At 57.6% G+C, this 21,578-nt stretch carries 18 protein-coding genes; 13 read left to right on the top strand and 5 right to left on the bottom strand.

All coding sequences use genetic code 11. The features are described 5' to 3' along the window. Positions 1 to 55 precede the first annotated feature (55 nt). Positions 56 to 1,906: a dihydroxy-acid dehydratase gene (ilvD, locus tag ABLX76_RS24635; RefSeq protein WP_023291545.1), complete on the top strand. Its 1,851-nt coding sequence runs from the start codon at positions 56 to 58 to the stop codon at positions 1,904 to 1,906. Positions 1,907 to 1,908: 2 nt separating this feature from the next. Further along, positions 1,909 to 3,453, top strand: coding sequence for a threonine ammonia-lyase, biosynthetic (gene ilvA / locus ABLX76_RS24630; protein WP_017899412.1), 1,545 nt, complete (start codon positions 1,909 to 1,911; stop codon positions 3,451 to 3,453). Here the strand turns inward: ilvA and ilvY are convergent. Beyond that, a complete protein-coding gene (ilvY, locus tag ABLX76_RS24625) occupies positions 3,450 to 4,340 on the bottom strand; it encodes an HTH-type transcriptional activator IlvY (protein WP_064155697.1) in 891 nt (296 codons plus the stop codon). The genes ilvA and ilvY overlap by 4 nt on opposite strands. A gap of 152 nt (positions 4,341 to 4,492) precedes the next feature. Here ilvY and ilvC point away from each other — a divergent pair, with 152 nt between their 5' ends. Next, the gene (gene ilvC, locus ABLX76_RS24620; RefSeq protein ID WP_065883600.1) at positions 4,493 to 5,968 is read left to right on the top strand and encodes a ketol-acid reductoisomerase; all 1,476 of its coding nucleotides are present in this window, start codon (positions 4,493 to 4,495) and stop codon (positions 5,966 to 5,968) included. Positions 5,969 to 6,171: 203 nt separating this feature from the next. On the opposite strand, the gene ppiC (ABLX76_RS24615) is transcribed toward ilvC, so the two are convergent. Continuing rightward, complete coding sequence (gene ppiC, locus ABLX76_RS24615; protein WP_004886861.1) at positions 6,172 to 6,453, bottom strand: peptidylprolyl isomerase PpiC; 282 nt, start codon at positions 6,451 to 6,453, stop codon at positions 6,172 to 6,174. Between the two features lie 50 nt (positions 6,454 to 6,503). Next, entirely contained in the window at positions 6,504 to 6,785 is a 282-nt protein-coding gene (gene ppiC / locus ABLX76_RS24610) for a peptidylprolyl isomerase PpiC (protein ID WP_032454495.1), read from the bottom strand. A 112-nt stretch (positions 6,786 to 6,897) separates the two neighbouring features. Here ppiC (ABLX76_RS24610) and rep point away from each other — a divergent pair, with 112 nt between their 5' ends. Beyond that, on the top strand, positions 6,898 to 8,922 hold the full coding sequence (rep, locus tag ABLX76_RS24605) for a DNA helicase Rep (RefSeq protein WP_004886858.1): 2,025 nt from the start codon (positions 6,898 to 6,900) through the stop codon (positions 8,920 to 8,922). A gap of 51 nt (positions 8,923 to 8,973) precedes the next feature. Here rep and gppA read toward each other — a convergent pair whose 3' ends face one another. Both gppA and rhlB read right to left on the bottom strand, forming a co-directional pair. Beyond that, positions 8,974 to 10,464 carry a guanosine-5'-triphosphate,3'-diphosphate diphosphatase gene (gene gppA / locus ABLX76_RS24600; protein WP_023291549.1) on the bottom strand — a complete coding sequence of 497 codons (1,491 nt, stop codon included), beginning with the start codon at positions 10,462 to 10,464 and terminating at the stop codon, positions 8,974 to 8,976. A gap of 117 nt (positions 10,465 to 10,581) precedes the next feature. Beyond that, positions 10,582 to 11,847: an ATP-dependent RNA helicase RhlB gene (gene rhlB, locus ABLX76_RS24595; protein ID WP_023291550.1), complete on the bottom strand. Its 1,266-nt coding sequence runs from the start codon at positions 11,845 to 11,847 to the stop codon at positions 10,582 to 10,584. Between the two features lie 342 nt (positions 11,848 to 12,189). On the opposite strand from rhlB, the gene trxA reads away from it, so the two are divergent. The 9 genes from trxA to rffC all read left to right on the top strand — a co-directional run bounded on the left by trxA (position 12,190) and on the right by rffC (position 21,576). After that, positions 12,190 to 12,519: a thioredoxin TrxA gene (gene trxA / locus ABLX76_RS24590; RefSeq protein WP_002883224.1), complete on the top strand. Its 330-nt coding sequence runs from the start codon at positions 12,190 to 12,192 to the stop codon at positions 12,517 to 12,519. Between the two features lie 331 nt (positions 12,520 to 12,850). After that, positions 12,851 to 14,110, top strand: coding sequence for a transcription termination factor Rho (rho, locus tag ABLX76_RS24585; RefSeq protein WP_002883293.1), 1,260 nt, complete (start codon positions 12,851 to 12,853; stop codon positions 14,108 to 14,110). 240 nt (positions 14,111 to 14,350) lie between these two features. Then, complete coding sequence (gene wecA / locus ABLX76_RS24580) at positions 14,351 to 15,454, top strand: UDP-N-acetylglucosamine--undecaprenyl-phosphate N-acetylglucosaminephosphotransferase (RefSeq protein ID WP_004886849.1); 1,104 nt, start codon at positions 14,351 to 14,353, stop codon at positions 15,452 to 15,454. 13 nt (positions 15,455 to 15,467) lie between these two features. Next, positions 15,468 to 16,514, top strand: a complete 1,047-nt coding sequence (wzzE, locus tag ABLX76_RS24575) for an ECA polysaccharide chain length modulation protein (RefSeq protein ID WP_032429045.1) — start codon at positions 15,468 to 15,470, stop codon at positions 16,512 to 16,514. Positions 16,515 to 16,570: 56 nt separating this feature from the next. Then, a complete protein-coding gene (gene wecB / locus ABLX76_RS24570) occupies positions 16,571 to 17,701 on the top strand; it encodes a UDP-N-acetylglucosamine 2-epimerase (non-hydrolyzing) (protein ID WP_071997580.1) in 1,131 nt (376 codons plus the stop codon). Further along, positions 17,698 to 18,960, top strand: a complete 1,263-nt coding sequence (wecC, locus tag ABLX76_RS24565) for a UDP-N-acetyl-D-mannosamine dehydrogenase (RefSeq protein ID WP_023291553.1) — start codon at positions 17,698 to 17,700, stop codon at positions 18,958 to 18,960. The genes wecB and wecC overlap by 4 nt, the downstream gene beginning before the upstream one ends. After that, positions 18,957 to 20,024 (top strand): dTDP-glucose 4,6-dehydratase, encoded by a 1,068-nt coding sequence (gene rffG / locus ABLX76_RS24560; protein WP_233673243.1) that lies wholly within the window; start codon positions 18,957 to 18,959, stop codon positions 20,022 to 20,024. The genes wecC and rffG overlap by 4 nt, the downstream gene beginning before the upstream one ends. An 18-nt stretch (positions 20,025 to 20,042) precedes the next feature. Beyond that, positions 20,043 to 20,924: a glucose-1-phosphate thymidylyltransferase RfbA gene (gene rfbA / locus ABLX76_RS24555; protein WP_023291555.1), complete on the top strand. Its 882-nt coding sequence runs from the start codon at positions 20,043 to 20,045 to the stop codon at positions 20,922 to 20,924. Then, on the top strand, positions 20,902 to 21,576 hold the full coding sequence (gene rffC / locus ABLX76_RS24550; RefSeq protein ID WP_023291556.1) for a dTDP-4-amino-4,6-dideoxy-D-galactose acyltransferase: 675 nt from the start codon (positions 20,902 to 20,904) through the stop codon (positions 21,574 to 21,576). The genes rfbA and rffC overlap by 23 nt, the downstream gene beginning before the upstream one ends. Positions 21,577 to 21,578 lie beyond the last annotated feature (2 nt).

The following is a 21,578-nucleotide window of genomic DNA, read 5'->3' as shown; positions in this document are numbered from 1 at the left end:
AATGGGACGGCACGCACCGTCCCATTTAATAAACACAGATGGGAGTAAAAAGAGCATGCCTAAGTACCGTTCCGCCACCACCACACATGGCCGCAATATGGCGGGCGCCCGCGCGTTGTGGCGCGCAACCGGGATGACCGATGCCGATTTCGGCAAACCGATTATCGCCGTCGTTAACTCCTTTACCCAGTTTGTTCCCGGGCACGTGCACCTGCGCGATCTCGGCAAACTGGTTGCCGAGCAGATTGAAGCCGCCGGTGGCGTGGCCAAAGAATTCAACACCATCGCAGTGGATGATGGGATCGCCATGGGCCACGGGGGTATGCTCTATTCACTGCCATCCCGCGAGCTGATTGCCGACTCGGTGGAGTACATGGTTAACGCCCACTGTGCGGATGCGATGGTCTGTATCTCCAACTGCGACAAAATCACCCCGGGGATGTTGATGGCTTCCCTGCGCCTGAACATTCCGGTGATCTTTGTGTCCGGCGGCCCAATGGAAGCCGGGAAAACCAAGCTGTCAGATAAAATCATCAAGCTCGACCTGGTGGATGCGATGATCCAGGGGGCGGATCCGAAAGTGTCCGACGAGCAGAGTAATCAGGTGGAACGCTCCGCCTGTCCGACCTGCGGCTCCTGTTCCGGGATGTTTACCGCCAACTCCATGAACTGCCTGACCGAAGCGCTGGGCCTGTCGCAGCCGGGTAACGGCTCTCTGCTGGCGACCCACGCCGATCGTAAGGAGCTGTTCCTTAACGCCGGGAAACGTATCGTTGAGCTGACCAAACGCTATTACGAGCAGGATGACGCTTCCGCGCTGCCGCGCAATATCGCCAGCAAGGCGGCCTTTGAGAACGCCATGACGCTGGATATCGCCATGGGCGGTTCCACCAACACCGTTCTGCACCTGCTGGCGGCGGCGCAGGAAGCTGAAATCGATTTCACCATGAGCGATATCGATAAGCTCTCCCGCAAAGTGCCGCAGCTGTGTAAGGTGGCGCCGAGCACGCAGAAATACCATATGGAAGATGTGCATCGCGCCGGCGGCGTGCTGGGCATTCTGGGCGAGCTGGACCGCGCCGGGCTGCTGAATCGCGAGGTTAAAAACGTCCTCGGCCTGACGCTGCCGCAGACCCTGGAACAGTACGATGTGATGGTCACCCAGGACGATGCGGTGAAAAAGATGTTCCGCGCCGGCCCGGCGGGCATCCGTACCACCCAGGCGTTCTCGCAAGACTGCCGCTGGGATACGCTGGATGACGATCGCGCCGAAGGCTGTATCCGTTCTCTGGAACATGCTTACAGCAAGGACGGCGGCCTGGCTGTGCTGTACGGCAATTTCGCGGAAAACGGTTGTATCGTGAAAACCGCCGGCGTGGACGACAGCATCCTGAAATTTACCGGTCCGGCGAAAGTATATGAGAGCCAGGATGATGCGGTAGAGGCCATCCTCGGCGGTAAAGTCGTTGAAGGCGACGTCGTCGTGATCCGCTACGAAGGGCCGAAAGGCGGGCCGGGGATGCAGGAGATGCTTTACCCCACCAGCTTCCTGAAGTCGATGGGGCTGGGCAAAGCCTGCGCGCTGATCACCGATGGCCGTTTCTCCGGCGGCACCTCAGGGCTCTCTATCGGTCATGTCTCACCGGAAGCGGCGAGCGGCGGCAACATTGCGCTCATTGAAGATGGCGACATGATCGCGATTGATATTCCGAACCGCAGCATCCAGCTGCAGCTGAGCGATGCGGAAATTGCGGCGCGTCGTGAAGCCCAGGAAGCGCGTGGCGACCAGGCGTGGACGCCGAAGCATCGCCAGCGTCAGGTCTCCTTTGCCCTTCGCGCCTACGCCAGCCTGGCGACCAGCGCTGACAAAGGCGCGGTTCGCGATAAATCGAAACTGGGTGGCTAATCATGGCGGATTCACAACCCCTCTCCGGCGCCCCCGAGGGCGCCGAATACCTGAGAGCAGTGCTGCGCGCGCCGGTTTATGAAGCGGTGCAGAAAACGCCGCTGCAAAAAATGGACAAACTCTCTTCTCGCCTGGATAACGTTATTCTGGTGAAGCGCGAAGATCGCCAACCGGTACACAGCTTTAAGCTGCGCGGCGCCTACGCGATGATGTCCAGCCTGACCGCGGAACAGAAATCCCACGGGGTGATCACCGCCTCGGCGGGCAATCATGCCCAGGGCGTGGCGTTCTCCGCATCGCGGCTGGGCGTTAAGGCGCTGATCGTGATGCCGGTAGCGACCGCCGACATCAAAGTGGATGCCGTTCGCGGCTTTGGCGGCGAAGTGCTGCTGCATGGCGCCAATTTTGACGAAGCGAAGGCGAGAGCGATTGAGCTGGCGCAGCAGCAGGGCTTTACCTGGGTGCCGCCGTTCGATCACCCGATGGTCATCGCCGGTCAGGGGACCCTGGCGCTGGAGCTGCTGCAGCAGGATGCCCACATCGACCGCGTGTTCGTCCCGGTGGGCGGCGGCGGCCTGGCGGCAGGCGTGGCGGTGTTGATCAAGCAACTGATGCCGCAGATTAAAGTGATAGCGGTGGAAGCGGAAGATTCGGCCTGCCTGAAGGCGGCGCTGGATGCCGGTCATCCGGTGGATCTGCCGCGCGTCGGCTTGTTTGCCGAAGGCGTGGCGGTCAAACGCATCGGCGATGAAACCTTCCGTCTGTGCCAGGAGTATCTGGACGACATCATCACCGTCGACAGCGACGCTATTTGCGCGGCGATGAAGGATTTGTTCGAAGATGTGCGGGCGGTGGCAGAGCCTTCCGGCGCCCTGGCGCTGGCGGGGATGAAGAAATATGTCGCCCAGCACAATATTCGCGGCGAGCGACTGGCTCACATTCTGTCCGGGGCCAACGTCAACTTCCACGGTCTGCGCTACGTGTCTGAACGCTGCGAGCTCGGGGAACAGCGCGAAGCGCTGCTGGCGGTGACGATCCCGGAAGAGAAAGGCAGCTTTCTGAAGTTTTGCCAGCTGCTGGGGGGGCGTTCGGTGACCGAGTTCAACTACCGCTTTGCCGATGCCAAAGACGCCTGCATCTTTGTGGGGGTGCGTCTGAGTCGTGGGCTGGAGGAGCGGAAAGAGATCCTCCAGTTACTGAACGATGGCGGCTACAGCGTCGTTGACCTTTCCGATGACGAAATGGCCAAGCTCCATGTGCGCTATATGGTTGGCGGCCGACCGTCCAAAGCGCTGCAGGAGCGGCTGTTCAGCTTCGAATTTCCAGAGTCCCCGGGGGCGCTGCTGAAGTTCCTGCACACCCTTGGCACCCACTGGAATATTTCGCTGTTCCACTACCGTAGCCACGGCACCGACTATGGTCGGGTTTTGGCGGCCTTCGAGCTGGGCGAGCACGAGCCGGACTTTGAAACTCGTCTCAATGAGCTGGGCTATGAGTGTCACGATGAGACCCATAACCCGGCATTCCGCTTTTTCCTCGCGGGCTAGTGGTTCGGCAGGATTTTCCAGAAAGCATCAATAAGCGGCTCATGCAGCCGCTTTTTTTGTGCGCAAACGCCGAGCTCGAACGGGGTTTGCTCATCGCTGCGCTCCAGAATCATCACCCTGTTGCGTACCGGCTCCGGACTGTTCTCCAGCACCACCTCCGGCAGCAGCGCCACGCCGCATCCCAGGGCGACCATCGACACCATCGCTTCGTGGCCCCCGACGGTGGCGTAGATCGACGGATTGCTGATTTTATGCCGTCGAAACCACAGCTCGATGCGTCGACGTACCGGCCCCTGATCAGCCATGATAAACGGCACTGTCGACCAGTCCGGACGCTCGACGGTCGCCTGGTTGCGCACCGGGCAGGGAAGGGCCGGGGCAATTAACACCACGGCGAGGTTCTCCAGCATCGAAAACGCCACCGACCCTGGCAGGGTCTCCGGTTTACCGGCAATCGCCAGGTCGGCTTCGCCGGTGACCACCTTCTCCATGGCGTCGGCGGCGTCGCCGGTCGACAGCTTGATCTCTACCGAGGGATGCGCGGCGCGAAAGCGGTCGAGGATCGGCGGCAGATGGCTATAGGCGGCGGTGACAGAGCAGAAGATGTGCAGCTCGCCGGAGAGCGAAGGGCCCTGCTGATCGATGGCGTGGCGAAGCTGCTGATACTGCAGTAAAGTCTGCTGGGCAAAGGTGCGTAACTCTTCCCCGGCTTCGGTCAGGGTCACCGTGCGATTATCTCGCACGAACAGCGGCTGGCCGAGGTCCTCTTCCAGGCGCTGGATCTGGCGCGAAAGCGTCGACGGGCTGACGTGCATGGCCCGCGCGCTGCGGCCAAAATGGCGGCTTTCCGCCAGATGCAGAAAGGTTTTCAGATCGCGTAAATCCACGGCGCGTACTCCCCGGTTTTGTATTTCATAAAATGCAACGTGACGTTGTGAATATATCAATTTCCGCAATAAAATTCCTGTCATATAGTAAGTTCATTCTCGCAAAAGCGAACCGAACAATAAGCACGACACAACATCACGGAGTTACAGACATGGCTAACTACTTTAATACACTGAACCTGCGCCAGCAGCTGGCACAGCTGGGCAAATGCCGCTTTATGGCGCGCGACGAATTCGCCGATGGCGCAAGCTACCTTCAGGGTAAAAAAGTGGTCATCGTCGGCTGCGGCGCGCAGGGTCTGAACCAGGGTCTGAACATGCGTGACTCCGGCCTGGATATCTCCTATGCGCTGCGCAAAGAAGCGATCGCCGAGAAGCGCGCCTCCTGGCGTAAAGCGACCGAAAACGGTTTTAAAGTCGGCACTTATGAAGAGCTGATCCCACAGGCGGACCTGGTGGTTAACCTGACCCCGGACAAACAGCACTCTGACGTTGTGCGCTCCGTACAGCCGCTGATGAAAGACGGCGCGGCGCTGGGCTACTCCCACGGCTTCAACATCGTGGAAGTGGGCGAGCAGATCCGTAAAGACATCACCGTGGTGATGGTGGCGCCGAAGTGCCCGGGTACCGAAGTGCGTGAAGAGTACAAACGCGGTTTCGGCGTACCGACGCTTATCGCGGTACACCCGGAAAACGACCCGAAAGGCGAAGGCATGGCCATTGCGAAAGCATGGGCAGCGGCGACCGGCGGCCACCGTGCGGGCGTCCTGGAGTCTTCCTTCGTGGCAGAAGTGAAATCTGACCTGATGGGCGAGCAGACCATCCTCTGCGGCATGCTGCAGGCGGGTTCTCTGCTGTGCTTCGACAAGCTGGTGGCGGAAGGTACCGACCCGGCGTATGCAGAAAAACTGATTCAGTTCGGCTGGGAAACCATCACCGAAGCGCTGAAGCAGGGCGGCATCACCCTGATGATGGATCGCCTCTCTAACCCGGCGAAACTGCGCGCTTATGCGCTCTCCGAGCAGCTGAAAGAGATTATGGCGCCGCTGTTCCAGAAACACATGGACGACATCATTTCCGGCGAATTCTCCTCCGGTATGATGGCGGACTGGGCGAACGACGATAAGAAACTGCTGACCTGGCGCGAAGAGACGGGTAAAACCGCATTCGAAACCGCGCCGCAGTATGAAGGTAAAATCGGCGAGCAGGAGTACTTCGATAAAGGCGTTCTGATGATCGCGATGGTGAAAGCAGGCGTTGAGCTGGCGTTCGAAACCATGGTCGATTCCGGCATCATCGAAGAGTCCGCTTACTACGAATCACTGCACGAGCTGCCGCTGATCGCCAACACCATCGCCCGTAAGCGTCTGTACGAGATGAACGTGGTTATCTCCGATACCGCTGAATATGGTAACTACCTGTTCTCTTACGCTTGCGTACCGCTGCTGAAAGAGTTCATGACCACCCTGCAGACTGGCGACCTGGGTACGGCGATTGCCGAAGGCGCGGTAGACAACGCCCAGCTGCGTGATGTCAACGAAGCCATCCGCAACCACCAGATCGAGAAAGTGGGTCACAAACTGCGTGGCTATATGACCGATATGAAGCGTATTGCGGTTGCCGGCTAATTCCTCGCCGTCTTTCGACTGGCCGATGCGTTGGCTACGGTACGTACACCCCAGTCACATAGTAATCTATGTTCCTGGGGATGTACTTCCTGGCCGCCTTCCGGCAAGCCGAAATCCATAGAAGAATGAATTTGTTTAGTAGGCCTGATAAGCGAAGCGCCATCAGGCAAAAACCCGGAGATTAAGATCCCCGGGTTTTTTTATTATTTCCGGTACAGGACTTTGATGATGTGGTAGCCGAACTGGGTATGCAGCGGTCCGGTTGGCTCCAGCACCGGGCAGGAGAAGACTACTTTATCGAACGCCGGGACCATCTGGCCCTGGCGGAATTCACCTAAATCACCGCCGCGTTTGCCTGATGGGCAAATAGAGTGTTTCTTTGCCAGCTTACCGAAGTCGGCGCCGTTTTTAATCTGCTCCAGAAGATCCAGAGCCAGTTTCTCTTCTTTAACAAGAATATGCAGTGCTGCTGCTGTTTTTGCCATGATCGTGCCTTGAATAGGTTGAGATAAATCGGGGCGCAATATACCACGCGTCAGCGGCGATAAAGCACCTTAATGATATGGTAGCCAAACTTGGTTTTTACCGGACCGTAGGGCTTGAGAAGCGGGCAGCTAAAGACCGCCTGATCGAATGGGCCGACCATCGCGCCTTGCTGAAACTCGCCCAGGTCGCCGCCGTTGCGCCCCGACGGACATTGGGAATAGCGCTTCGCCAGATGATCGAAGCTGACGCCCCGCTCCAGTTTGGCGAGGATCTCCTGGGCCAGTTTTTCTTCTTTGACCAGGATATGCAGGGCTGCTGCGGTCTTTTTCATGGTTCTGCTCTATGGGTTAATCGCGATTTCTTCACTTTACCATCAGTCGGTAAATCTCGGCTCCGCTTTCTGCTACAATCCCCACCCCGTTCGAAGATTGAGCAAGACTCCCATGCGTTTAAACCCTGGCCAACAACAAGCCGTCGAATTTGTAACCGGACCGTGCCTGGTGCTGGCGGGCGCCGGCTCCGGTAAGACCCGCGTGATCACCAATAAAATCGCCCACTTGATCCGCGGCTGCGGCTATCAGGCGCGCCATATCGCGGCCGTGACCTTTACCAACAAAGCCGCGCGCGAGATGAAAGAGCGCGTTGGGCAAACGCTGGGGCGCAAAGAGGCGCGCGGGCTGATGATTTCCACCTTCCACACCCTGGGGCTGGATATCATCAAGCGGGAATATGCCGCGCTGGGCATGAAGTCTAACTTCTCCTTATTCGACGATACCGACCAGGTGGCGTTGCTCAAAGAGCTGACCGAAGGGTTGATCGAAGATGACAAAGTGGTGCTCCAGCAGTTGATCTCGACGATCTCCAACTGGAAAAACGATCTGAAAACCCCGGCCCAGGCCGCCGCGGGTGCGAAAGGCGAACGGGACCGCATATTCGCCCACTGCTATGGACTGTACGATGCGCATATGAAGGCCTGCAATGTCCTCGATTTTGACGATCTGATCCTGCTGCCGACGCTGCTGCTGCAGCGCAACGAGGAGGTGCGCGAACGCTGGCAGAATAAGATCCGCTACCTGCTGGTAGATGAGTATCAGGATACCAACACCAGCCAGTATGAGCTGGTGAAGCTGCTGGTGGGCCAGCGGGCGCGTTTTACCGTGGTAGGCGACGATGACCAGTCGATCTACTCGTGGCGCGGCGCGCGGCCACAGAACCTGGTGCTGCTCAGCCAGGACTTCCCGGCGCTGCAGGTTATCAAGCTTGAGCAGAACTATCGCTCCTCCGGGCGTATTCTGAAAGCCGCTAACATTCTGATCGCCAACAACCCGCACGTTTTTGAAAAGCGTCTGTTTTCCGAACTGGGATACGGCGCTGAGCTGAAAGTGCTCTCCGCCAACAATGAAGATCATGAAGCGGAGCGCGTGGCCGGGGAACTGATCGCCCACCACTTTATTAATAAAACCAATTACAAAGACTATGCGATCCTTTATCGCGGCAATCACCAGTCGCGGGTCTTTGAAAAGATGCTGATGCAGAACCGCATCCCGTACAAAATCTCCGGCGGCACGTCGTTCTTCTCGCGCCCGGAAATTAAAGATCTGCTGGCCTATCTGCGCGTGCTGACCAACCCGGACGACGACAGCGCCTTCCTGCGTATCGTCAACACGCCGAAGCGCGAGATCGGCCCCGCGACGCTGCAAAAGCTCGGTGAGTGGGCGATGGGCCGCAACAAAGGATTGTTCACCGCCAGCTTTGATATGGGTCTTAGCCAGACGCTGACCGGGCGCGGCTATGAATCACTCACCCGCTTCACCCACTGGCTGCGCGAGATCCAGCAACTGGCCGAACGCGAGCCGGTCAACGCCGTGCGCGACTTGATCCGCGGGATTGACTACGAATCTTGGTTGTATGAAACCTCGCCCAGCCCGAAAGCCGCGGAAATGCGCATGAAAAACGTCAACCAGCTGTTCACCTGGATGACCGAGATGCTGGAAGGCAGCGAAATCGATGAGCCGATGACCCTGACGCAGGTGGTCACCCGCTTTACGCTGCGCGACATGATGGAGCGCGGCGAATCGGATGAAGAGCTGGATCAGGTGCAGCTGATGACCCTCCATGCCTCAAAAGGGCTGGAGTTCCCGTATGTTTACCTGGTGGGCATGGAGGAGGGATTGCTCCCGCACCAGAGCAGCATTGATGAAGATAACGTCGATGAAGAGCGCCGGTTAGCCTACGTGGGCATCACCCGTGCGCAGAAAGAGCTGACCTTTACGCTCTGTAAGGAGCGCCGGCAGTATGGTGAGGTGGTGCGCCCGGAACCGAGCCGTTTTCTGCTCGAGCTACCCCAGGACGATCTGATTTGGGAGCAGGCGCGCAAAGTGATTACCGCTGAAGAGCGAATGCATAAAGGACAGGCTAACGTGGCGAACATTCGCGCCATGCTGGCAAAAGCTAAAGAGAAAGGATAGCGATAAGCAGGCCGGGTAAGGCGAAGCCGCCGCCCGGCAATGTTCAGCGTATTACTTCACCTCAAGCATCCAGTGCACATAACTTTGCCACTGGCATTCCTGTTCGATCAGCTCAGCCCCAAGCGGGTGATTATCCAGCCAGTTTTCCGGCAGCGTCAGGGACAGTTTTTCATCATCGGCCACAAGATTGATGGCGGGCAGCAAATCATCACGCCGCCGGCTGGCAAAGAGGATCGCCAGTCGCAGCAGACGACAAAGATGTTCGGCAACCCGCGGCGGGACGGCGTTCTGCTGATGAAGCGATGAGAGGTCGATGGCGTTAGTCTGGTTAAGCAGCAGCGTCGCAATTAGCTTTTTCTGCGCTGGGGTAAAGCCGGGCAGGTCGAGATTATTGACCAGATAGGCCGCGTGCTGCGGCGCGCGCTTAAAATCCACGCTCAGGCCAATCTCATGCAACGCACAGGCGCTGAGGAGCAAATCGCGGCTCAGCGGATCCAGTTCCCAGCAGCCGTCCAGCTGGCTGAGCAGGTGGCTGGCGAGACCAGCGACGCGCTGGGCCTGTTCGGTGTCGATCATAAAACGACGCTGAATATTACGCAGAGTGCGGCTGCGGATGTCCTGTTCAACGGAGAGATGCAGCATGCCATACACCAGCCCTTCCCGTAATGCGCCGCCCGCGAGGGTCATACACTGAATATTCAGTTCGCTGAAGATAGCGATAAGGATCGCCAGCCCGCTCGGAAACACCAGCGCTCGCTCAAGGGTTAAGCCTTCGATCTCCAGCTCTTCCAGACGTCCGCACTGGATGGCGCGCTGTTTAAGCTGCTGGAGTTTGGTCAGGGTGATCCGCTCATCCATCCCCTGCGCCATCATAATTTCCTGCAGCGCCTGAACGGTGCCGGAGGCGCCAACGCATACTTTCCATCCGTGATAGCGCAGCACATCGGCGATGGGCAGTAGCACCTCACGCGCGGCCGCCTCGGCAAGATCGAAATTCTCTTTCGTCAGGCTGCGGTCGGCGAAATAGCGTTCAAGCCAGGTCACACAGCCCATCGACAGGCTAAATAGCGAGGTCGTTTGCGCGCCGGTGCCGGTCACCAGTTCGGTGCTGGCGCCGCCGATATCGACCACCAGACGCTGATCGGCGCCGCCGGTGGTGTGGGCGACACCCTGATAAATCAAGCGCGCTTCTTCTTCACCGCTAATGACCTGTACCGGACTGCCGAGGATCTCCTGCGCTTTCGCCAGAAATTCGCCGGCATTGACGGCAAGACGCAGCGTGGCGGTGGCCACGACGCGGATTTGCGCCGGCGGAATATCCTGCAGGCGTTCGGCAAACAGGCGTAAGCACTGCCAGCCGCGCTCCATCGCTTCTGCGGAGAGCGTGTTGTCGCTATTCAGGCCGGCGGCCAGACGAACTTTGCGCTTAATCCGGCTCAGCGTCTGGATACTGCCAGCCACCTCGCGCACCACCAACATATGGAAACTGTTGGAGCCCAAATCAATGGCGGCATACAGCGAGGTGGAGCTCATGCTCTTCATCGTTCAGAAGGCTCCCTGGTCGACAGGGCGCTTGTGCCCAATCCGTGTAACTGAGCGGGTTGCCGGGGAAGTGTGCCCTGGCACATTCTGAATGATTGAGCGTATAGCATAGAGTTCTTAACCTGAACGACGACGATTGCGCGGTGGACCGCTGCGGCGCGGGCCGTTGCCTGGACGCGCACGGGTCAGGCGCAGCGGCTTAGGCAGGTCGGTCATCAGCGCGTCCGGGTTGTACTTGCTGACCGGAATTGAGTGACCAATATAGGTTTCGATAGCCGGCAGGTTCAGCGCATACTCTTCGCAGGCGAGGCTGATGGAGTGACCGCTGGCGCCAGCGCGACCGGTACGGCCAATGCGGTGAACGTAATCTTCGCAGTCGTCCGGCAGATCGTAGTTAAAGACGTGGGTCACGGCCGGAATGTGCAAGCCACGAGCGGCAACGTCAGTCGCGACCAGAATATCAAGGTCGCCGCGGGTAAATTCTTCGAGAATCCGCAGACGTTTTTTCTGCGCCACGTCGCCGGTCAGCAGACCTACGCGATGGCCGTCGGCGGCGAGATGGCCCCAGATATCTTCACAACGATGCTTGGTATTGGCGAAGACGATGGCGCGATCGGGCCACTCTTCTTCCAGCAGCGTCTGCAGCAGGCGCATTTTTTCTTCGTTGGACGGGTAGAAGAGCTCTTCTTTAATACGGTGGCCCGTTTTCTGTTCCGGCTCGACTTCAACGTACTCGGCGTTGTTCATTTGTTCGAACGCCAGTTCGCGTACGCGATAAGAAAGCGTCGCGGAGAACAGCATGTTCAGACGCTGAGTGGCCGGCGGCATGCGGCGGAACAGCCAGCGGATATCTTTAATAAAGCCGAGATCGTACATGCGATCGGCTTCGTCCAGCACGACGACCTGAATGGCGCCGAGGTTAATGTGGTTTTGCTTCGCGTAATCGATCAGACGACCGGTGGTACCGATCAGAATATCGACGCCGCTTTCCAGCACTTTCAGCTGCTTATCGTAGCCGTCGCCGCCGTAAGCCAGACCCAGCTTCAGACCGGTGGCCTGCGCCAGCGGTTCAGCGTCCGCGTGGATCTGTACCGCCAGTTCACGCGTCGGCGCCATAATCAGCGCGCGCGGCTGGTTAACCTGGCGATCGGCGATAGCCGGGTGAGAGAGAAGATAATGAAACGTCGACGTCAGGAACGCCATCGTTTTACCGGTACCGGTTTGCGCCTGCCCGGCGACATCGCGGCCTTCCAGCGTCAGCGGAAGGGCGAGGGCCTGAATAGGTGTGCAATTATGAAACCCTTTCTTTTCAAGGGCTTCAATGACTGCCGGGTGCAGGGCGAAGTCGGAAAACTTCTGTTCTGTTAAATGTGTTTTGCTCATAGTGTGGTAGAATATCAGCTAACTATTGCATTAAGAAAGCGTATCCGGTGAAATAACGTCAACCTTTCGTTGGCGGTGTACGAAATTATTCAAGGTACGTCTACGGTAACTGAACGAATCCAGGATAGCTTAGACCACTAAGCGAGCCGGGGGCGATAAATCTGCAATATGCAGTGCGCGTTCAGGTGACCCTGGCTTCAAAGGGTGGGTCCATGAGGGATCGCGCCAGTTGGCAGACCAGAGAATTGAGGTATCCTGAAGAATAGCGTGCATAACGTAGCCGCAGCGCGTCGTTGATGGCTACGACACCAACACACCAGGCTTATTCCTGTGGAGTTAAATATGAGCGATAAAATTATTCACCTGACTGACGACAGTTTTGACACGGACGTACTCAAGGCTGACGGGCTGACCCTCGTCGATTTCTGGGCAGAGTGGTGTGGTCCGTGCAAAATGATCGCCCCGATTCTGGATGAGATCGCTGAAGAGTATCAGGGCAAACTGACCGTAGCTAAGCTGAACATCGACCAGAACCCGGGCACCGCGCCGAAGTACGGCATTCGCGGCATCCCAACCCTGCTGCTGTTCAAAAACGGCGAAGTGGCGGCCACCAAAGTCGGCGCACTGTCCAAGGGTCAGCTGAAAGAGTTCCTCGACGCCAACCTGGCGTAAGCGAATTGCTGTTCCGGCGTCCAGATTCCTATTTTTTGCGGAACTCTGGACGCCCGGCTGGAGTCGTGCTAAGTTAATCCACAGACTTCGTTTTAAACATACCTTGTTTGAATCTTGTTTTACCCGAAGCATCCCGCAAAAAACGCGCGTGAAGCTATTAATTCCGGGCTTTTCACTCATTCCGTCTAGTCGTTTCAGTTCTGCGTTCTTTCCTGTGACCAGGCGACGTACAGACACGAGATGAAGGCCGTTAACAGGCATGGAAGTTCCTGCCATACCATTCACAACATTAAGTTCGAGATTTACCCCGAGTTTAAGAACCCACACCACTATGAATCTTACCGAATTAAAGAATACGCCGGTTTCTGAGCTGATTACTCTCGGCGAAAATATGGGGCTGGAAAACCTGGCTCGTATGCGTAAGCAGGATATTATTTTTGCCATCCTCAAGCAGCATTCGAAGAGTGGCGAAGATATCTTTGGCGACGGCGTACTGGAGATACTGCAGGATGGATTTGGATTCCTCCGCTCCGCAGACAGCTCCTACCTCGCCGGCCCTGACGACATCTACGTATCCCCCAGCCAAATCCGCCGTTTCAACCTCCGCACTGGTGACACCATTTCCGGTAAGATTCGTCCTCCGAAAGAGGGTGAGCGTTACTTTGCGCTGCTGAAAGTTAACGAAGTTAACTACGACAAGCCGGAAAACGCCCGTAACAAGATCCTGTTCGAGAACTTAACGCCGCTGCACGCGAATTCTCGTCTGCGTATGGAACGTGGTAACGGTTCTACCGAAGACTTAACCGCTCGCGTACTGGATCTGGCTTCCCCGATTGGCCGCGGCCAGCGTGGTCTGATCGTCGCGCCGCCGAAAGCCGGTAAAACCATGCTGCTGCAGAACATCGCGCAGAGCATCGCTTACAACCATCCGGACTGCGTGCTGATGGTGCTGCTGATCGACGAACGTCCGGAAGAAGTGACCGAGATGCAGCGTCTGGTGAAAGGTGAAGTGGTTGCTTCCACCTTCGACGAACCGGCATCCCGTCACGTTCAGGTTGCTGAGATGGTTATCGAGAAAGCGAAACGTCTGGTTGAACACAAGAAAGACGTTATCATCCTGCTTGACTCCATTACCCGTCTGGCGCGCGCCTACAACACCGTGGTCCCGGCTTCCGGTAAAGTGCTGACCGGTGGTGTGGACGCCAACGCCCTGCACCGTCCGAAGCGTTTCTTCGGTGCGGCGCGCAACGTCGAAGAGGGCGGCAGCCTGACCATCATCGCCACGGCGCTGATCGACACCGGCTCCAAAATGGATGAAGTTATCTACGAAGAGTTTAAAGGCACCGGTAACATGGAGCTTCACCTCTCTCGTAAGATTGCCGAAAAACGCGTCTTCCCGGCTATCGATTACAACCGTTCCGGTACGCGTAAAGAAGAGCTGCTCACCACTCAGGAAGAGCTGCAGAAAATGTGGATCCTGCGCAAAATTATCCATCCGATGGGTGAGATCGACGCGATGGAGTTCCTCATTAATAAACTGGCAATGACTAAGACGAATGATGACTTCTTCGATATGATGAAGCGCTCGTAAGGTAAAAAAAGCCAAAAACGCCACGCCTTTGCGTGGCGTTTTCATTTTGGGATTTGTATGATCCAGAGACAGAGAAAGCGGGACGAAAGTTGTCGTATAATGGCGCCGGACAGCAGGCGGAGACAGCTTTAACAGACTAAAATCTATACAATAAATTTGTAATGTTCTGCTTTTCCCCTTCTGGAGTTGGGGCATCATCGCTATACTTCCCGGATTAACTATGCTGAGAGCACATGCGTTGTGAATTTACTCACTGCTATTACTGAATTAATCAGTATTTTCTTATTCACGACCCTCTTTATTTTTGTCGCGCGGAAAGTGGCAAAAAAGATTGGGTTAGTGGATAAACCAAACTATCGCAAACGGCATCAGGGGTTGATTCCGTTGGTCGGTGGTATCTCAGTTTATGCAGGCATCTGTTTCACCTTCGCCATCGCCGATTATTATATTCCTCACGCCTCGCTGTATCTGGCCTGTGCGGGGGTATTGGTGCTGGTTGGCGCGCTGGACGATCGCTTCGACATCAGCGTGAAAATTCGCGCGGTCATTCAGGCCGCGATCGCCGTGATTATGATGATGGCAGGGAATCTGCATCTGAGTAGTCTGGGCTTTATTTTTGGCTCGTGGGAGCTGGTGCTGGGGCCTTTCGGCTTCTTCCTCACTCTGTTTGCCGTCTGGGCCGCCATCAACGCGTTTAATATGGTCGATGGGATTGACGGCCTGCTCGGCGGCCTGTCATCCGTCTCCTTTGCGGCGACCGGGATCATCCTCTGGTTTGACGGTCAGTACAGCCTGGCGATGTGGTGTTTTGCGATGATCGCCGCCATTCTGCCCTATATTCTTCTTAATCTTGGCGCCCTCGGCCGCCGCTATAAAGTTTTTATGGGTGACGCCGGCAGCACCATGATTGGCTTCACCATCATCTGGATCCTGCTGGAAACCACACAAGGTAAAACGCATCCCATCAGCCCGGTCACCGCGCTGTGGATTATCGCTATCCCGTTGATGGATATGGTGGCGATTATGTATCGCCGCCTGCGCAAAGGCATGAGTCCTTTCTCACCGGACCGGCAGCATATTCATCATTTGATCATGCGCGCCGGGTTTACTTCCCGCCAGGCGTTCGTCCTGATCACCCTGGCCGCTGCCCTGCTGGCGCTGGTTGGCGTCGCGGCGGAATATACCCGCATTGTGCCGGAATGGGTGATGTTAATTCTCTTTTTGGTGGCCTTCTTCCTTTATGGCTACTGTATTAAGCGCGCCTGGAAAGTGGCGCGTCTGGTTAAGCGCATCAGACGCAGAATTCGGCGACACAGCGGCAATAATCCGAAACTAACCAAGTAAAGCTGGGGATGTGATGACTCAACCATTACCGGGAGCACAATCAGTGAACGTTGAGAACGAGCTGGATATTCGCGGGCTGTTTCGCGCTTTATGGGCAGGAAAAGGCTGGATAGTCGGCGGTGCTGTACTCTTCGCCGCTATCGTGTTGGTGTACACCTTCTTTGCTCGCCAGGAGTGGAGCGCCACGGCGATCACCGATCGGCCTACTGTCAACATGTTGGGGGGGTACTATTCCCAGCAGCAGTTCTTACGCAATCTGGATATCAAAGCCGACCTGGCCTCGGTAGATCAGCCTTCCGCCATGGATGAAGCGTATAAAGAGTTCATCATGCAGTTGGCCTCCTGGGATACCCGGCGTGATTTCTGGCTGCAAACGGACTACTACAAGCAGCGACAGTCGGGTAATGCTCGCGCCGATGCGGCGATGCTGGATGATTTAATTAACAATATCCAGTTTATGCCAGGCGATGCGGCCAAGAGCGTCAACGACAGCGTCAAACTGACCGCCGAGACCGGGCAGGATGCCAATAATTTGCTGCGCCAGTATGTGGCTTTCGCCAGCCAGCGGGCGGCCGGCCATCTTAACGACGAGCTCAAAGGCGCCTGGGCGGCGCGGACGGTACAAATGAAGGCGCAGGTGAAGCGCCAGGAAGAAGTGGCCGAGGCTATTTTCAACCGCCGGACCCACAGCGTGGAGCAAGCGCTGAAGGTCGCTCAGCAGCATAATATCTCGCGCAGCGAAACGGATGTTCCTGCCGATCAGTTGCCGGATTCAGAGCTATTTTTATTGGGCAGGCCGATGCTGCAGGCCAGACTGGAAAACCTGCAGGCCGTCGGACCGGAATATGACCTCGATTACGACCAGAATCGCGCCATGCTGAGCACGTTGAACGTCGGTCCAACGTTGGATCCGCGTTTTCAGACTTACCGGTATTTGCGAACGCCGGAAGAACCTGTAAAACGCGATAGCCCGCGCCGTGTATTTCTGATGGTGATGTGGGGGATTGTGGGTGCGCTCATCGGCGCAGGCGTGGCGTTATCGCGTCGTCGTGTCCTGTGATTGCGGCCTGTGGTGAAGGGCAAATGACCTTCATCGCCTAATCGAAGAGAATCGATGTGAAAGTACTAACTGTATTTGGCACGAGGCCGGAAGCCATCAAAATGGCTCCTCTGGTCCATGCGCTGGCAAAGGATCCTCATTTTGAGGCGAAAGTATGCGTGACTGCGCAGCATCGGGAGATGCTCGATCAGGTGTTGAAACTATTCTCCATCACCCCGGACTACGATCTCAACATCATGAAGCCGGGGCAGGGGCTCACCGAGATCACCTGCCGTATTCTTGAGGGGCTGAAGCCGGTTCTGGAGTCGTTTAAACCCGACGTGGTGCTGGTGCATGGCGATACCACCACCACGATGGCGGCGAGCCTGGCGGCGTTTTACCAGCGCATACCGGTGGGCCATGTAGAGGCGGGTCTGCGGACCGGCGATTTAAGTTCGCCGTGGCCGGAAGAGGGCAACCGTACGCTGACCGGGCATCTGGCGACGTACCATTTCGCCCCTACGGAAACCTCGCGGCAGAATCTGCTGCGGGAAAACATTGCCGACAGTCGCATCACGGTGACCGGGAATACGGTCATCGATGCCCTATTCTGGGTGCGCGATCGCGTTCTGGGCGATGAAGCGCTACGGGAGACCCTGCTGCAGCGCTATCCTTTCATTAGCCACGGTAAAAAAATGATTCTGGTTACCGGCCATCGGCGGGAAAGCTTTGGGCTCGGCTTTGAGCAGATCTGCCAGGCGCTGGCGGAGATAGCCCATACCCACCCTGAGGTGCAGATTGTCTATCCGGTTCACCTGAATCCTAACGTCAGCGAACCGGTGAACCGTATTCTCGGCCATATCGACAACGTGATGTTGATTGAACCGCAGGACTACCTACCGTTCGTCTGGTTGATGGATCGGGCCTGGCTCATCCTGACCGATTCCGGTGGTATTCAGGAAGAGGCGCCTTCCCTGGGGAAACCGGTGCTGGTCATGCGCGATATGACCGAACGTCCGGAAGCGGTGGCCGCCGGTACCGTCTGTCTGGTGGGCACCGACAGCCAGCGCATCGTGGCGGAAGTCACGCGACTGCTGGAGGATGATGCCGCATACCAGGCGATGAGCCGCGCGCATAATCCTTATGGCGATGGCGAAGCATGTCGTCGAATTTTGTCTGCACTTAAAAATAATCAGGTAACGCTATGAGTTTTTCTACCATTTCAGTGATTGGCCTTGGCTATATCGGGCTGCCAACCGCTGCCGCGTTCGCCTCCCGGCAGAAGCGGGTGGTCGGCGTTGATGTCAATCAACATGCCGTGGAGACCATTAACCGTGGAGAGATTCATATCGTGGAGCCGGATCTGGCGAGCGTGGTGAAGACCGCGGTCGAGCAGGGATATTTAAGCGCCACCACCACCCCGGTGGCAGCGGATGCCTACCTGATTGCCGTGCCGACGCCGTTTAAAGATCGCCACGAGCCGGATATGGTGTTTGTCGAGTCGGCGGCTAAATCCATTGCGCCGACGTTAAAGAAAGGCTCGCTGGTGATCCTCGAGTCCACCTCGCCGGTCGGGTCGACCGAACAGATGGCTGAGTGGCTGGCGGAGATGCGCCCGGACCTCAGCTTTCCCCAGCAGGTGGGTGAAGCGGCGGACGTGAATATCGCCTACTGCCCGGAGCGGGTATTGCCCGGCCAGGTGATGGTCGAGCTGATTAAAAACGACCGCGTTATCGGCGGCATGTCGCCGGTCTGCTCCGCTCGCGCCAGCGAGCTGTATAAAATCTTCCTCGAAGGCGAATGTGTGGTGACCAACTCGCGTACCGCCGAGATGTGCAAGCTGACGGAAAACAGCTTCCGCGACGTCAACATCGCTTTTGCCAACGAGCTGTCGCTGATTTGCGCCGATCAGGCCATTAACGTCTGGGAACTGATCCGCCTGGCGAACCGCCATCCGCGAGTGAATATCCTGCAGCCGGGACCGGGCGTCGGCGGCCACTGTATCGCCGTCGACCCGTGGTTTATCGTGGCGCAAAACCCGCAGCAGGCGCGTCTGATCCGCACGGCCCGTGAGGTCAACGACCACAAGCCGGAATGGGTTATCGAACAGGTGAAAGCGCAGGTAGCTGACTGCCTGAATGCCACCAACAAACGGGCCAGCGAACTGACCATTGCCTGTTTTGGCCTCGCCTTTAAGCCGAATATTGACGACCTGCGCGAAAGCCCGGCAATGGAAATTGCCGCGCAGATTGCCCGCTGGCACAGCGGCACGACGCAGGTAGTTGAGCCCAACATTCACGCGCTGCCGAAGAAACTCGACGGTCTGTGTACGCTGGCGACCCTCGATGCGGCGCTGGCCAGCGCCGATGTGCTGGTGATGCTGGTCGATCACCATGAATTTAAAGCCGTTAGCGGCGACAGCGTCACCCAGGCGTATATCATCGACACCAAAGGAGTGTGGCGGTGAGAACCATTCTGGTCACCGGCGGCGCGGGCTTCATTGGTTCGGCGGTAGTGCGGGAGATTATCCAGCACACCGCCGATCGCGTGGTGGTGGTGGATAAACTGACCTACGCCGGCAATTTAATGTCGCTGGCGCCGGTGGCGCAGGATGCGCGTTTCGCCTTTGAACAGGTGGATATCTGCGACCGCGGCGAGCTGGACCGTATTTTCGTGCAGTATCAACCGGATACAGTGATGCACTTGGCGGCGGAAAGCCATGTCGATCGGTCGATTGACGGTCCGGCGGCATTTATTGAAACCAATATCGTGGGCACCTATACGCTGCTGGAGGCGGCCCGTAGCTGGTGGAATACGCTGGCTACGGCGCAAAAATCGACGTTTCGCTTCCATCACATCTCCACCGATGAGGTGTATGGCGATCTGCACGGCAGCGATGATTTCTTTACCGAGACCACGCCCTATGCGCCAAGCAGCCCCTATTCGGCCTCGAAAGCCAGCAGCGACCACCTGGTGCGTGCCTGGCTGCGGACCTATGGCCTGCCGACGCTTATCACCAACTGCTCGAATAACTACGGCCCATATCACTTCCCCGAGAAGCTGATCCCGCTGACCATCCTCAACGCGCTGGCAGGCAAGCCGCTGCCAGTGTATGGCAATGGACAGCAGATCCGCGACTGGCTGTACGTGGAAGATCACGCCAGAGCGCTGTATCTGGTGGCGACCCGCGGCGAACCGGGCGAGACTTACAATATCGGCGGTCATAACGAGCGTAAAAACATCGAGGTGGTGGAAACCATTTGCGAATTGCTCGAAGCGCTGGCGCCGCATAAGCCGCAGGGCGTGGCGCACTATCGCGACCTGATTGCCTTTGTTGCCGATCGCCCGGGCCACGATCTGCGCTATGCCATTGATGCCTCGAAGATCGCCCGTGAGCTGGGCTGGACGCCGGCTGAGACCTTCACTTCCGGTATGCGTAAGACCGTGGCGTGGTATCTGGCGAACGAGACATGGTGGCGCCAGGTTCAGGACGGAAGCTATCAGGGCGAGCGTCTTGGACTGCAAGGCTAATCATCTCTGGGGGGAATGATGAAAGGTATTATTCTGGCGGGGGGTTCCGGAACGCGACTGCATCCCATCACCCGCGGCGTGTCGAAGCAGCTGTTGCCGATCTACGATAAGCCGATGATCTACTACCCGCTGTCGGTATTAATGCTGGCCGGGATCCGTGAGATCCTGATCATCACCACGCCGGACGATCTGCGCGATTTCCAGCGCCTGCTCGGCGATGGCTCAGAGTTTGGCATTGCGCTGCACTATGCCGTACAGCCGACGCCGGATGGTTTAGCCCAGGCGTTTATCATCGGCGAAGCCTTTCTTAACGGCGAACCGGCGTGCCTGGTGTTAGGCGACAACATCTTCTTCGGCCAGAGCTTCAGCCCCAAGCTGCGCAGCGTGGCTGCCCGCACGGAAGGGGCGACGATTTTTGGCTATCAGGTGATGGATCCTGAGCGCTTTGGCGTGGTGGAGTTTGATGACAACTTTCGCGCGCTGTCGCTGGAAGAGAAGCCGAAGCAGCCGAAGTCGAACTGGGCGGTCACCGGTCTCTATTTCTACGATGGCAAGGTGGCGGAGTACGCCAAACGGGTCAAGCCATCCGAGCGCGGCGAACTGGAAATCACCTCCATCAACCAGATGTACCTTGAAGATGGCGCACTGACCGTCGAACTGCTTGGACGCGGCTTTGCGTGGCTGGATACCGGCACCCACGATAGCCTGATCGAGGCCAGCATGTTCGTGCAGACCGTCGAGAAGCGTCAGGGCTTCAAAATCGCCTGTCTGGAAGAGATCGGCTGGCGCAACGGCTGGCTGGACGACGACGGCGTCAAACACGCGGCGAAGCGGTTGGAAAAAACCGGCTACGGCCAATATCTGCTGGATCTGCTCCGTGCCCGTCCGCGCCAGTATTGATCCCCTGGAGTGGGAGAACCGCTTCTTTGCCGTTAACAGCGCCGTCGTTCACTTTGACGAGCATGCGCCGCGGCTGACGCCTGAGGCGCTGGCGGGGTGGTCGCGAGTGCAGGCGAAGGTAGCCGCCAGCGACACCGTCCGGCTCGACGCGCTGCAGCAGCTGGGTTTTCAGCTGGTGGAAGGCGAGGTCGATCTGGCGCTACCGGTGGGCAACCCTGCGGATGCGGGCGCCGACGTCGCCGTGGAGGCGGATATTGCGCCACTGCGCGAGCAGGCGGCGCAGGCCTTTGCGATGAGCCGCTTTCGCGCGCCCTGGTATGCTGCCGACGCCAGCGGCCGCTTCTATGCCCAGTGGATTGAAAATGCGGTGCGCGGCACCTTCGATCATCAGTGCCTGATTTACCGCCATCCAGAGGGCGATATTCGCGCCTTTGTCTCTCTGCGCCAGCTCAATGCCACCGAGGCGCGTATCGGCCTGCTGGCCGGACGCGGCGCCGGGGCGCAGCTGATGCAGGCGGCGCGGTACTGGGCCGCTTCGCGCGGACTTTCTACACTGCGGGTGGCGACCCAGATGGGCAACACCGCCGCGCTTAAACGTTATATTCTCAGCGGTGCTAATGTGGAAAGCACCGCCTACTGGCTATACAGGTGACC

This window comes from Klebsiella sp. JB_Kp004 (genome assembly GCF_040065795.1).
GTDB lineage: Bacteria > Pseudomonadota > Gammaproteobacteria > Enterobacterales > Enterobacteriaceae > Klebsiella > Klebsiella quasipneumoniae.
Note: the sequence above shows the minus strand (reverse complement) of the source record. Positions and strands in the feature narration are given on the sequence as shown.